Genomic DNA, 14,256 nt, shown 5'->3' on the forward strand with positions numbered 1-14,256 from the left:
AATAAACTAATCTAATAATATAGTAATCCTAAATAGGTGGTGACAAATTAAAAGGTAAATACAAAAAGCTGAAACTCTTATTTATAGCAGTTAAGCGTTCCTTGTTCCCGAAAAGCTTTTGAATTTTGTACACGAATCAAATAGGATTGCTATATTATTTATTCAACCAAACTTGTACAAAATACTACCAACTATGCCATATATACGAACGAGTTCTTAATCGTACTTTCTTTGTGAAATTAAAGTTGAGCCATAACTCGTTTTAAGTTAAGCAAATTAGATAAACTTTCCTGATACTAAGGGGTTAACCTTTACTGTTATTGCGTTATTGTAATTGGTACACTAATGGTAGTTGTCTACTCTACCTGATCGATAATGTTTCAGTACATTTGAAAGAGTCATGCTATTAATCAGCTTAAAAATTATCAGCGATCTATTTTTTGTTTTTGGTAAATAGATAAAAACTATAAAAAGGACTGAGGAAGCTACCCCAAAAGAATTCTAATTCAAAAGCTGGAATTAAATCTTTTCTAACTCGACCACGGTACTTAATCAAATGCAGAATTATCCGGCGCGAACTTCCCAATAATGTTCTTACAAATAGCATGGGTTTTTCCCAGTTTTTAGCATTAATTGTTAGTAGGAAATAAGTTGGTAAACCACAAGCACGACTTAAGGATAATAAATAATCTTTTTCTAATCTATGAGCAGGTATTTTATGATAACTTTCCATCTCAGGGTTGTACCAAATTTCCCAACCATTCTTGTAGATATATAATAATAATTCATAATCCTCTGAAGCCACCATTGAACTACCAACTCTACCACTTAAAGTCAAGCGATCAGGAACAGATTCATTCCAAGCTTTTTTACTAATTACTAATGAAGCTGTGGTTGGTAAATTCAACCTATTTGGTTCAAAAAGAAGGGGTTTAGAACCATGTTCTCTAATAGACAAAAAAGGGTATACTTCTTTATATTCTGGGGGTAATTCGACTTCAAAATCACCATGAATTTGACCACCTATTGCTCCAGCTTGAGGATGAGTTTGACAAAAAGCATAAGCAGCAGATATCCAATTTTCTGTGGGCAAAACATCATCATCTAGAAAACCAATATAATTGCTTTTTGCTTCTTTAATAGCTTTCAAACGAGCAAATGCTGCTCCTTGTTGATGTTCAAAAAAGTATTTTATAGAGACAAATTCCGAAAAGCGAGATTGATAGTCTTGAACTATTTCCGAAGTATTATCGCTACTATTATTATCAACTACAATTACTTCCCAAGAAATATTTTCTGTATTAATTTGCGCTCGCAACTTCTCTAAAACTAAGGGCAATTTATTTGCCCCATTATATGTTGGTATAGCAACGGTAAAATCTAACATTATTTTTCACACTTAAACCTATTTTAGATTCTATTTCATCAGTATTCTAATTTAGAGCAACTTTATTCAAATAACCACTTTTCAATATCAAAATATAGCAGAAGAAAGAAGGAAGAAGGAAGAAGGAAGAATCTGGCGTTGTCTGAGTTTTCAGCTTTTGAACTGTCCGCGCCCTTTGCTTCGACTGCTGTAACTATATACTACTGTATAATATCATGTCTGGTAGCATCGGTATTGCAAGTGAGAAGGAAGAAGGAAGAAGCTTTAAGAGAAGAAAAAAACCTTATATGGCGGTAGATATTTCTCTAACTTTTACACTGGACTATACTAACGGACATGATATAATAATTATTAATAGTAACAATTTCAATGGAGACAGACTACTACTAAGCCAATATATTAATTCTGGTAATAACCCAACTTTTCTAGCAGTTCACCAGCTTCTAAGTATATTTGTTGAAGTTGTTCTTCTGATAATTCCCTTTTCCAATTACCAATAGAATCAGTTCTAGCTTTACTAACAACTGCATGAAACAAATTACGAGATTGAGAACTAGAAATACCTAAGTAATTTAACAGGCGATCGCCTTCTTCTATGGGATTATTAACTAAAGATTCATATCTCAGTTCGTGATATTTTTCTGGCCGAAAATTGGAGAAAGCACCCAACGCTGTTTCTGTATGCCGTCGCCAAGCCCAGATACAACGGTGAATATCTGTAGTCTCTTGAAATTCTTGACGTCTGTCTACCTCTACCCAAAATCTCGGATAAGGGCCATAGGGATATCCTCCAGACTCACGTTGACTTGATTTGGCCTGAGCTGCCTGTAACCAAGGTTTTTTGCTATGGGAAAGAGCTGCATCTCTACCATCTCTAATAATATGGATAAATTGAGCTTCAGGAAATGTAGTGGCCAAAAAATCTATGAGAAAACAATTACGAGGGGTTTTCTCAGCAAAACGAAGGTCGGCATCTAGGTGGAGTCGCATTAACCAACTATAAACGGAACCATAAAACCATTTACCCTTTGTTATTCCCCAATTTTTTTCATAGATATAGCGAGCAGCAGCTTTTGTGGCCACAGGTTCAAAATGATAAGAAATTTCTGGCAGGGAACCTAAACAAGTCCCCAGGAAAGTTGTGCCAGAGCGGGGAGACCCAATAATAAAAATTGGTCGTCGTAAATTTGGTATTAGCAGAGAGAGCAAGCGACTGGAAGAAATAGGACGTTTTCGAGATTGATATTTTTTCCGGTCTTCTTTTGCAGTTTTTTTAGCCCATTCTAAAATATTTGACCAGTTAATTTCGGTAGTTTTTGGGATATTCTGAAGTTTCATATTTAATGATTTTTCACTACATTTTGATAAACCTTTAAATGTTGATTAAAAATATTAGAAATAGAAAGTTTTTCACGCAAACTTATTAATAAATCATTAGGTTTTTCTTCTGTTTCTACCATTGATAATTCTTCTTTGATAGCTTCAGCCAATGCTTCAGCAGTATAAGGTTGGAAAGTTTGAATTGCTCCTGGTTCTATTTTATTATATTCTGCTATTTGAGGTAGATCGGAAGCTAAAATCGGACGAGCTAAAGATATCCAAGTTGATAAGGAACCAGAGGCTGAAAGAATTTCAAACGGACAGACTGCCAGATGACTTGCCATTAGATAAGTTTCTAAATCTTTTTCTGACAAATAGCCAGTTACTAATAAACGGTCTGCTACTCCTATTTTTTCTGCTAATTTTAACAGTTCTTGCCAAAAATTCTCTTGGTTTGGTGCTGGTTCTCCAGCAAATACAACTTTAATATTTTCTGATAATTTTGGCATAGCTTCAATCAGTAATCTATGACCTTTTGACCTAAAAATAAACCCTTGCAAAGTAATTACTTTAAATTTTTCTAAACCTAAAATAGAGCGAGCTTCTGGAGGGCTAATACTAATATTTCTTTCCTCAACAAAATGGAAAATATTGACTAATTTTCTACTAGAATAAGGAATTAATCTTTGAGATTCTGCCTTCGTACAGGTAATAACTAATTTTACTTTTTTTAATAGCCAACGAATAGTATAAATATTTGGAATGTTATGAGAAATGTAGTTATTCCAAAAATTATTAATCGTACTTCTAAGTGATAATTTTTGAAAGTTTGAATATTTTCTTTGTTGATAATACTCCCGTTGGAAAGCTTCTAATAAACTGTAGGGAGGATAATTAGCAGGTAAAACATCGTGGATAGTTGCTACAATTGGAGCTTGACAGTTATTAATAAAAGCTTTAATATTCTGAAATTGCTGCCATTTTTTTCCCCAAGTGTATATATTGAATTGAATATGAACTACATCAGCTTCAGAAAGTTTTTTTGCTGCTTGACTGAGTAATTTTAAATTGTTCGTTGTATTAGTTGTTAATTCTACATCAGTTTCTAGTATATCTAGATGAGATTGTTTACGAGCGGCACTAGCCAAAAAATGACCATATCTAGTTACCCCACTCTTACTTCCAGCTAAACTAATATGTAAATATCCAATTTTCATATCAACAATCTCCTCACTTTTTATTAATTAAAGTTTTAATCTGCTGCTTAATTTGACTTCTTTTTTGAGAGAGAAAAAGTTTTGATAACCGGAATAGTAATTTGAATAAATTACTATTTAACTTATACCCTATACGAATCATATCATTCCAAACTAAAGTTTCAATATCAAGTATCATAGATGCTGATAATTCTGATTGCCAACGATTTATTAATTCTGGATTTAAAGGTTGCTTGGCATTAGCTTTCCAAGGTTCTCTCTCCACATTAACTGATGATGTGTTTCTTTGGTAAAAATTTAGCATTCTTGGTTCAAATTCAACACCAATAAAGTCACATATATTTTGTAGTGTTTTTTCAGATTCTAGGACAAGCTTTTCATAATAAATAGTCAAAACTGATGGTTTAATTTGGATGGGTAAATGATTGATAATGTTCATATCTTTATGCCAAATTCTAGCATCACCTATGATACTTCCAGTAGACCAATAAACTTTTCGCCAAGAATTTACAACAGCTCTAGGATCGCGGATTATATTTATAAATAATGCTGAAGGGAAAAATTTATAAATAGGTTCGATATATCTAAGATGATGAGGGGTTTTTTCTCCTACTATTTGAGCTTTTTTTAATACTGCAAATTCTTCTAACAAGAGATTAAATAAACTACCATAGTCTCTGTTTTTTTCCAAAGCTAGTTGACGAAATTTATCTTGGTTAAGCTCCATTTCCGTAAATTCAGGTAGAGCAATTATATCGGCAATTAACTTATAATAATTTTCGTCTTCATATAAGTTACCATAAACATCCTTTTTTTGCCAAAATAATCGCATAAAATGGGTTTCAGGAGCGATCGCTATCTGGGAATGGGTGTCTAACATTTCTTGTAGTAGAGTAGTCCCAGAACGAGGACATCCTACCAAAAAAATCCTTGTTTTAATTTTATGGTGATTCAAGGTCTTTTTTCTTTAAGTTTAACTCGATCAATATCATATAATAAAAGTAAGCATTTAGCTAATAGCTAACCGCTGAATATTTACCAAGAAAAATAACTTGACTATTATTGACAATCTTTTTCCTTGTTCAAAAAAATCCTTAACTTAACTGTATTGTTTTATAAATTATAGACCTTTAAAAGCGGTTGAAAATCAAGCCTCTAAAATCAAACAAAATAGCTAATAGCTAATAGTAGATGGCTGAATGCTTACAAAGATTATAGGAGAAACATATTAGTGACTATTCCTTCATTTCGGACTTTATTTATAGTTTATCAGTTACCCTATCCACCAATGGGTGGTTCTCCATTACGAAACTGGCAAAATATTAATACGATCAAAAAATATGGGGAAGTAGGAGTCTTTTCACTTTCTTATAAAAACCATAAATTTAAAACTCTTCCTGGGATTAATTCTTGGCATAATTATAATATGAATTATCGAGGGAGCTTTAATCAAAGATTAGCTAAGAAACTATCTAAATTTTTGACTTGGCGATATCCTCTTTTCGATGACGCTTATGGAGAGGTAGGAGCCAAAAAATTACATGAACTTATGAGAACTTTTCAGCCAGATTTAGCGATAATTTCTCAGCTCACTTGTTATCCATATTTACAGATAGTTAAAAATTATAAATGCAAAATTATTTTTGATGCCCATGATATTGTTGCAGATGTTTTTCGTCAGAAATCTGGTTTATTAATTGGTGGGAAAAGAAAGCTAATAGAAAAACTGCAATTAATGGATATTAGCTCCAAAGAAGCTAAGTTAATTCGTACAGTTGACCAAATTTGGGTATGTAGTGAAACAGATAGAAAAATTTTACAAGATTTATATGGAAAAAACAGACTTTCATATATTGTACCTAATGGCATTAATATTTCTGACTATGCAAATGTGAAAAACGACAATTGCTCTCTTCCCGATCGGTTAAACTATTATGAGAAAACGATAATATTTATTGGTTCTTTTGGCTATCAACCTAATATTAATGCTGCTAATTTTCTGATTGATAAAGTTTACCCACGACTGAGAAATATTTATCCAGACTGTCAATTATTATTAGTAGGAAAAGACGTACCTAAAGAACTTTTAGAAACTGCCAAAAAGTACCCTAATATTATTTGTACTGGTACTGTTCCTGATGTTAAACCTTATTTAGCTGCATCTAGTATTGTTGTGACACCTTTGTTTGAAGGTGGTGGTACTCGTCTGAAAATTTTAGAAGCTTTTGCTGCTGGTAGACCAGTTGTTAGTACCACTAAAGGGGTGGAAGGAATAAATGCTCAAGATGGAAAACATTTATTAATTAGAGATGATGTTGAAGGAATAATTTGGGCTATCTGTCAACTTTGGTCAGATTTATCTTTGGGAAAAAAATTAACTGCTGCTGCTTATGAACTGGTAAGCTGGGAATACTCCTGGGAAGCAGTGGCAAAAAAAATTGAACCAGCAGTTAAGGACATTTTTCGATAACTGAGCGGTAAACTTCAACTGTTTCTTGGCCAATTAAATTCCAATCTAGGCGATCGCAAGCTTTTACAACCAGTCTACTCAACTCATCCAAATCAATTTTGGTACTTTTCTGCATTGTCTTCAGCAAACCTTCTTGATCTTCTGGATCGTACAATAAATCGTTTGCTTCTCCTACTACTTCTAATAACCCACCTAAACGAGGAGCAATAACTGGTTTTCCAAAAGACATTGCTAAAATCAAACTACCAGAATTTAAAATATTTTTAAATGGTAAAACTACCACATTTGCTGCACTAAAATATAGATGCAGTTTACTATTATCAACAAACTCTGGGGAAATAATTACTCCCTTTATTTCTGTGGCTAATTTTTGTAATTTTTGGGCATAACTTTCATCCCAAGGTTTACCAACAATTAACAACATATCACCAGTAAAAATATCTTGATTATCTTGCCAAACCTGCAATAAATTTTCGATACCTTTATAAGGTTTCAACAATCCTAAATTTAGATATACTTTTCCAGTTTTGGGCAAATTTAACTCTTTTCTAGCTTCTGTTAAATCTATTGGTTTATGATAAACATCTCGATAATGACCGTGGGGAATAACTATAGCTTTTGCCGGATTAAATTTATATTCTTTGGCAATTGTTTCTACGGTCATTTTATTCAAACAAATTATTCGATCGACCAACTTAACAAACAGTCGTCGCGTCCATAATTCTAAACCTGGAAACTTACTATCGTGACTCAAATAGTTATGCACCGTCCATACAAATTTAAAACCAGTTAAACGAGTGATTAAAACATCAAAAAGAAACTTCAAACAGGAGAAAAAATAAAGATATTTATTCTCCCCTGTAATATAAAAAGATATCCAGTGAATATGAACTACATCACAATGCTTTTTTCTAGCTACAGCCCCTTTAAATATAGGCAATTTACCTTTGTTATAAAGCCAATGCTCTACAGATATTCCCTGAATTACTAATGCCTGAGCTAGTAAAAATTGATAAGGATTTAGAGCTTTTTCCAGATGATCATCACTAGGCACCATTAAAACTCGAAGTTGACTAGATTTATTCACAACATTTATATTCCTACTTAATTCCTTTTTTTACTAAAATTAATTTGTTCATTTGTTAAATTTTCAATTATTTTTGGTGGATATGCTCTTAATATAACCTAACAATTTTTTATAAAGTATAGGTGGTAAAAAAATAAATCCCAGGCTTTTAACAAAGATTGCAAAAATCAACCTGAAATCCGATTTTAAATAAGGATCATTGAGAGCATAAAGCAAAATAAATTTCATCACTATCAAGCCTTTTTTTGGTGTTGGTTGAGAGTCAATTGTTTTGCAAGTAAGATATTTATAAATATTTGCCAAGCTCTGTTTTTTTAGGTGTTGAAGAGATGCTGGGGCGCGTTCAAAAGCACTTTCTATTACCTTCAAACATTCTTGCCCTTGTCTAAGAGCATTAGAAGAAATTGAATTAGTAGAAAATCTGTACAAAATCTGAGGTTTTTCTACTGCCACAAAATGATATTTTTTTCCCAGTCTTAAATACAGTTCCCAATCTTGACCTCCCTTTAACGACTCATCAAAACCACCTATGTCGTTGATAGCTTCTCTTTTAATTAGAGGATTAGAACCATTTTCTAAAAAATTCCTCACCAATAGCTCAGAATAAACATCGCCATTAAAAACAACACGCCCACCATGCTTGATCAAATTTCCAGACTTATCAATATAATCAGTCCAACTATAAGCAACTGCTGCCTCTGGATGAGATTGCAAAGCATTTAATTGAGATTCTAATTTATCTGGTGTCCAAAGATCGTCAGCGTCAAGAAAAGCAATAAATTGTCCAACAGAATTATTAAATCCACGGTTACGACTAGCAGGGGCACCAGCATTTTGATAAGAAAAAAGCTTAATTCTGGGGTCTTTTATTTGAGAAACTACCTCTACAGTTCTATCTTGAGAATCATCATTAATAATGATTAATTCCCAATCAGAAAAGGTTTGTTTGATAACAGATTCTATGGTCTCTTGAATTGTTTTTTCTGAGTTGTAAGCTGGAATAATTACAGATATTAAGGACATCTTTTTTTTCTGAGTAATTATTCAGTCTTTCTCCGGTATCCACTCAGAAAATCGGGATAACCAGAGGAAAAGTACGGCTAATGTTGTAGAACATGAAGCATGATACAAAAGACTGTCATCAGAAAAATTAATGGCCACATTACTGCAATCAATTGACCCAAGAAAAATTGCAGAGGTTGGAGTGCGTCAAACAGTAGAAGTATTACTGAATCTGGTAGAGCAACTCAACTCCAAAGTCAAACAATGAGAGGAAGAAAACTAAGAGCTACGGGAGGAAAACAACTATCTTAAAGGTGAACTTGGTAAACCAGACATTAAAATTTAAAGAAGTGTAAAAAGAGACGAAATAAGGACTACCCATCTCGAAAGAAAACAGTCTTCACAGAAATTCAATGGTATATTTTCTGGCAAATTAGCTTGCAAGTTTTCTAGAACTTCCCTAATATTATCGTTACTATTATTATCAACTACAATTACTTCCCAAGAAATATTTTCTGTGTTGATTTGCGATCGCAACTTCTCTAAAACCAGGGGCAATTTACTTGCTCCATTATACGTTGGTATAGCAACAGTAAAGTCTAACATTATTTTTCACAATTTATTTCACACTTAAGCCTATTTTAGATTCTACTACTGAACTAGAATCTGGAGAAACTTTGCTCAAATAACCATTTTTCCACAAATAAAAAGGACTGATTAAACTATTAATATATAATTCCAATTCACAAGCTGCTACTATATCTGTTCGTAACTTGAGATTATACTTAACTAAATGGCGAAGAATTTTTCGAGTATCGTTTGCTGTATAAGCTAAAAAAGCTAATGGTTTTAACCAAGGTTTAACCCCCAACATTCTGGTGACATAACGACTCAAACCAATACCTCGGAAAAAAGGAATTAAATAATCTTTTTCTAATCTATGTTTAGGAATTTTGTGAGTTATTTCCATTTCAGGATTATACCAAATTTCCCAGCCAGCTTGTTGAATATAACTAATAGTTTCTGTATCTTCAGCGGTTAACATTGAGCCTGGTTTTCTACCATTTAATATACAGTGCTTAGGAACACTTTCTAACCAAGCTTTCCTCCGAACTACTAATCCTGCGGAAGGAGGTATTACCTTCAATTCTGGTTGATAAAGTAATGGTTCTTCTCCTTTTTCTGTAATTGCAAAATATGATTTAATTCTGTCAAAATCAGGTGGTAATTCTCCTGCAAAATCTCCATGAATTTGACTAGCATAAGCACCTGCTCTGGGATATTTTTGAGCAAATTCATAAGCTGCTACTACCCAATTTTCCGCAGGAATATTATCATCATCTAGAAAGCCAATCAAAGGAGACTTTGCTATTTTAACTGCTCTATTCCTAGCAAATCCTGCACCTTGTTTTTTTTCAAAATAGTATACTAAAGGAACTTGCTGCAGCCAATTTTCTTGATATTTTCTAACTACTTTTTCTGTATTATCTTTACTATTGTTGTCTACAACAATGACTTGCCAAGATATTTTTTCTGTATTGATTTGAGAGCGTAGTTGTTCTAGAACTAATGGTAATCTTTCAGAACCATTGTATGTAGGGATTGCTACAGTAAAATTAATCATAACAATTTATGTGCTTAATTAAGCCGTTCTACATTTAAAGTATATCCAATATTACCCTTATATAACAAGAGTATATTTATACATCTGTATTAGTTTCTAATTTAATGTAGTTCTATAACTATAACTATATCCTCTTGCATATCCCTTCAATTGTTATATGGTAGCGGATTAAATATTAATTGAAAATCATACACTTATCAAGAAAAATAAATAAATAACCCTATCCTAAAGTTAATGAGGATAGGGCTAAATTAGAGGGGTAAAAGGAGAAATATATCAAAACTTATTCAAGTCAATACCAGCTTTTTTGGCCATAGCTTGGATGCCTTTGTTTTCTAAAGTTTTAATTGCTTTAGTGGATAATTTTAGCCTGACCCAACGATTACCTTGAGGCCACCATACTCTTTTCCATTGGAGGTTTGCGTATTGTAATTTGTGGGTCCGAATGTGGGAGTGGGAAACTGCAAAGCCATTGTTGGCTTTCTTTCCCGTCAATTGACATTTACGACTCATTGTATAATCTTGACTATTTGACGACAATTTTCTATTATACAAACAAAAAAGGAACTTCCAAGTAAAAAAAACATCTTATTAGTTACGAAAATAGATATGAAACGCTGCGCAACATGGAAAGCGGAGCATTCCCTATACGAAAACAAATTTTTGTCGGTCCAACGTCCCTACAAGAGGTTATGTAGTAAGTAATCGGTTAACGATAAAGTAGAAAATTGGGATGATTTATATTTTGCTATTCCCTAAATGTAAACTGCAAAAATATTCTTGGTAATATGGAATCCCAAAAGGTTGCGCAAAATCCCTAATTAATTTAATTTGCTCAGGTTCGAGTATTTTTTTCCATTTATCAGGTTCTTGTGAAGATATTCTTTTTGGTATATAATACTTACCACTATCACCAGTTGTCGAAGCATCCAAGATATAGTCTGTTACTCTGTTCCAATGGAGATTGAGTTGTTTAAATAACTGCCGATATTGCTCCACTGGCTCTTGACATAAATCTTCATGTTTGACTACTATCCAGTTAGGATGATTTTTTCGCTTTTGTTCTAGTAAGACATAATAACAAGCACCCCATAAAGCTCCTATACTTGTGAAAAAATCTTTTTGGGCTTCCCTCAATAAGGATTCAAATGGCTGTAAATAGTCTTCTATAAGTTTGGGCTGATTCAAAAGTTTTTTAATAGATTTTTCTGGTTTCCACGAAGCTTGAAACCAGCTAGAAGCTAACCCACATGGGTGACGTAAAGCAATAACTATAACTGGAGTAATATGACGATCTATCCATTCTAATGCCATTAATGAATGGACATCCTTAATCATTAGTCTGCCAGGCCACCAAGGAACCTTTTTGTCTATCAAATAATGGACATCCTTAATCATCATTCTATCAGACCAGTAAGGGTTCAAAACTTTCCGACAGTAGGCTGCAAATTCTTTATCCTCATCATCAACCTGCAAATACTTGCTACTATATTTTTCTGCCTCTGGGAAAATATATGGATTAAACGGTTCGTGAAAATATTTAATTCCTGCTGCTGTAGTCAGGGTATAAACTATCCATGTAGTTCCACTTCTTGGCATTCCAGCAATAAAAATTGGAGGTTCACGCACGACGGCACCTAATACAGGAGCTAATACATCCAATGTCAGCTTAATTAGCTTATGCTTTTTGTCTAACATTACTACCTTGTTTTAGGTCTAATATTTTAATGAATTCTGATTATAAGTTTCTTACTACAAAACTTCATAAAAGTTTTGTAGTAAGCTTTTAGTTGCTTTTGATTATACTATTTTCCAGTCCTAAAGAACTGAGTAAAATTTATAGTGCTTTTTCGGTCAACTTAGTCAAAACCTGATTAGACCTTTCGACAAATTCTTTCATTCCCTCTGCATCAAAACCTTTTTGTGCCATCAAAGCTAAATCGTATACATGATGACAGATTTCTTTAGCTAATTCTGCTGATGGAGATTCTCCACTACCCTGAATAATACTACCTTGACTAATACTAGCCAGATTCTGAATTAGTGGATGGGCCGTATTAACTAATAAAACGTGGTCTTCGGGAAATTCTGTTTTTTCTTGCTGCAATAAAGCTGTCATATCCCGTAACCTGCGCATTGCTTCTGGCAATAATACCATTGCTGGAGGAGTAGTTTTGGTATTTTCTGATTTTAATGCTGTAGCTTTAACATTAACTTTGGGTTTATTTAGGGCTTTTTCAAATAACTCTTTTATTTGTTCACTGCGAGTTTTATTGGTAGTTGGATCGACTATTTCTGATTGATTTTCTTTATCAATTAAAGTTTCATCTAAATCTGAATCTACCCTGGAAAATTTAACATCTTGATATTCTCTTTCTAGGAAACTAATAAAGTGAGTATCTATGAAAGAATCAAGGAATAAAACTTCTAATCCTTGGTTTTTATGTAGCTCTACATAAGTTGCTTGAGATGCAGGTTCAGTACAATAATAAACCCGATTTTCGTGACGTTCTTTATTACGCTCTAAATATTCTTTGAGAGTAGTGTAAGAAAAACCTTGTTCATCAGTATTTTTAACTTCAGAATTTTCTGCTGTTACTTCTTGCCAAACATCTTCTCCTTCAGCTTGTACTTCTACTGCTGCTTTGGCATCAGTTTCAGTTGTTTTGCTTTCATTTAATTGAGCTGTAGTGCGATAAATTATAATGTCTTCTACTTGCTTTTTAAACTTATCATCATTCAAAGCGCCGAACTTAACAAAAGTACCAACATCTTGCCAGCCACTAATATATTTATCTCTCTCATCGCGATAAAGTTCTTTTAGGCGATCGCCTACTTTTTTGGCTATATAATCAGCGATTCTTCTGACAGTTCGATTACTTAATAAGGAACTCCGAGAAACATTTAGAGGAATATCTGTACTATCAATTACTCCTCGTAAAGGCATCAAAAATTTAGGAATAATTTCTTCACAATGGTCAGTAACAAATACCTGATTACAGAACAATTTAATATTGCCTTGAGTAACATCTACATCTGGCTTTAATTTAGGAAAATATAAAATCCCATTAACAATAAAAGGATAATCAGTATTGAGATGAACCCATAAAAGTGGGTCTTCTTGGAATGGATAGAGATGACGATATAATTCTAAATAATCATCTTTTGTCAAATTTTGAGTGGATTCTCGCCAGATTGCTTTATGTTTATTAACCTCTTCACCCTCAAATTTGATGGGTACTGGCATAAAATCACAGTAAGTTTTAATTAACTGTTTAATGCGACTTGGTTCGAGATATTCTTTTTCTTCATCTTGGAGAGTTAAAGTAATAGTTGTACCTCGTTCTGTACGAGTCGAATCTGATAATTCAAATTCTGGAGAACCGTCACAACTCCAATGAACAGCTTCCGCTCCTTCTTGATAAGAAAGGGTATCAATATCTACCTTTTTGGCAACCATGAAAGATGAATAGAATCCTAAACCAAAATGACCGATAATAGCATCATTATCGCTACCTTTATATTTAGAAATAAACTCTTCAGCACTAGAGAAAGCAACTTGATTAATGTATTTTTTAATCTCATCAGCAGTCATGCCAATACCATTATCAGTAATGGAAAGAGTTTGATTATCTTTATCTATTTTGATTTCTATTTCTGGATTAGTAACATCACCACTATATTCTCCAGTTCGAGCCACCATTTTCAATTTAGCAATAGCATCTACACCATTAGAAACTAACTCTCTGAGGAATATTTCATGGTCAGTATAAAGAGACTTTTTGATAATAGGGAAAATATTTTCAGTATGGATACTGATTTTACCTTTTTCTAGAGTTGTACTCATAATTTTTATCTATTTTATCTAGGTGAATTTTGTAAGCATTTAGCAGTCAGCTATCAGCTATCAGCTATTAGTTATTAACTTACATTATCACACTAAAAGGCAATTATCCTTCAAGGAGTGAAATATGAATGAAATTAGTCATCTTTAGTTAAGTTTAAAAGCTGATAGCTGTTTGCGAAGCATTCCGCAGGAAAGGAAATGCTAATAACTCAATGATTACCTCAATACTATGTAATAATTGTGATTTATTGAAGATTTTTTTCAAACAGGGATTGTACCAAACATTTGATTCGGATTTCACT

The 14,256-nt window shown here is 33.0% G+C and carries 12 protein-coding genes; 1 reads left to right on the forward strand and 11 read right to left on the reverse strand.

Going from position 1 to position 14,256, the window contains the following annotated elements; all coding sequences use genetic code 11:
* Nucleotides 1-433 precede the first annotated feature (433 nt).
* From hpsE (VKJ25_RS17760) to VKJ25_RS17775, 4 genes are all read right to left on the reverse strand, one after another.
* Complete coding sequence (hpsE, locus tag VKJ25_RS17760; protein ID WP_324237970.1) at nucleotides 434-1,387, reverse strand: hormogonium polysaccharide biosynthesis glycosyltransferase HpsE; 954 nt, start codon at nucleotides 1,385-1,387, stop codon at nucleotides 434-436.
* 399 nt (nucleotides 1,388-1,786) lie between these two features.
* On the reverse strand, nucleotides 1,787-2,725 hold the full coding sequence (locus VKJ25_RS17765) for a sulfotransferase family protein (protein ID WP_324237971.1): 939 nt from the start codon (nucleotides 2,723-2,725) through the stop codon (nucleotides 1,787-1,789).
* Between the two features lie 2 nt (nucleotides 2,726-2,727).
* On the reverse strand, nucleotides 2,728-3,924 hold the full coding sequence (locus tag VKJ25_RS17770) for a glycosyltransferase (RefSeq protein WP_324237972.1): 1,197 nt from the start codon (nucleotides 3,922-3,924) through the stop codon (nucleotides 2,728-2,730).
* A gap of 13 nt (nucleotides 3,925-3,937) precedes the next feature.
* On the reverse strand, nucleotides 3,938-4,879 hold the full coding sequence (locus tag VKJ25_RS17775) for a sulfotransferase family protein (protein WP_324237973.1): 942 nt from the start codon (nucleotides 4,877-4,879) through the stop codon (nucleotides 3,938-3,940).
* Between the two features lie 276 nt (nucleotides 4,880-5,155).
* On the opposite strand from VKJ25_RS17775, the gene VKJ25_RS17780 reads away from it, so the two are divergent.
* Entirely contained in the window at nucleotides 5,156-6,394 is a 1,239-nt protein-coding gene (locus VKJ25_RS17780; protein WP_324237974.1) for a glycosyltransferase family 4 protein, read from the forward strand.
* On the opposite strand, the gene VKJ25_RS17785 is transcribed toward VKJ25_RS17780, so the two are convergent.
* The 7 genes from VKJ25_RS17785 to htpG all read right to left on the reverse strand — a co-directional run bounded on the left by VKJ25_RS17785 (nucleotide 6,375) and on the right by htpG (nucleotide 13,954).
* Complete coding sequence (locus tag VKJ25_RS17785; protein WP_324237975.1) at nucleotides 6,375-7,481, reverse strand: glycosyltransferase; 1,107 nt, start codon at nucleotides 7,479-7,481, stop codon at nucleotides 6,375-6,377. The two genes, VKJ25_RS17780 and VKJ25_RS17785, sit on opposite strands and share 20 nt — an antisense overlap.
* 63 nt (nucleotides 7,482-7,544) lie before the next feature.
* Nucleotides 7,545-8,504: a glycosyltransferase gene (locus tag VKJ25_RS17790; protein WP_324237976.1), complete on the reverse strand. Its 960-nt coding sequence runs from the start codon at nucleotides 8,502-8,504 to the stop codon at nucleotides 7,545-7,547.
* A 321-nt stretch (nucleotides 8,505-8,825) separates the two neighbouring features.
* Nucleotides 8,826-9,089 carry a glycosyltransferase gene (locus VKJ25_RS17795; protein WP_324237977.1) on the reverse strand — a complete coding sequence of 88 codons (264 nt, stop codon included), beginning with the start codon at nucleotides 9,087-9,089 and terminating at the stop codon, nucleotides 8,826-8,828.
* A 13-nt stretch (nucleotides 9,090-9,102) separates the two neighbouring features.
* On the reverse strand, nucleotides 9,103-10,107 hold the full coding sequence (gene hpsE, locus VKJ25_RS17800) for a hormogonium polysaccharide biosynthesis glycosyltransferase HpsE (RefSeq protein ID WP_324237978.1): 1,005 nt from the start codon (nucleotides 10,105-10,107) through the stop codon (nucleotides 9,103-9,105).
* A 276-nt stretch (nucleotides 10,108-10,383) separates the two neighbouring features.
* A complete protein-coding gene (gene rpmB, locus VKJ25_RS17805) occupies nucleotides 10,384-10,620 on the reverse strand; it encodes a 50S ribosomal protein L28 (RefSeq protein ID WP_324237999.1) in 237 nt (78 codons plus the stop codon).
* 225 nt (nucleotides 10,621-10,845) lie between these two features.
* Nucleotides 10,846-11,805, reverse strand: coding sequence for a sulfotransferase (locus VKJ25_RS17810; RefSeq protein ID WP_324237979.1), 960 nt, complete (start codon nucleotides 11,803-11,805; stop codon nucleotides 10,846-10,848).
* A 139-nt stretch (nucleotides 11,806-11,944) separates the two neighbouring features.
* Nucleotides 11,945-13,954 (reverse strand): molecular chaperone HtpG, encoded by a 2,010-nt coding sequence (htpG, locus tag VKJ25_RS17815; protein WP_324237980.1) that lies wholly within the window; start codon nucleotides 13,952-13,954, stop codon nucleotides 11,945-11,947.
* Nucleotides 13,955-14,256 lie beyond the last annotated feature (302 nt).

This window comes from Okeania sp., from assembly GCF_035285525.1.
GTDB lineage: Bacteria > Cyanobacteriota > Cyanobacteriia > Cyanobacteriales > Microcoleaceae > Trichodesmium.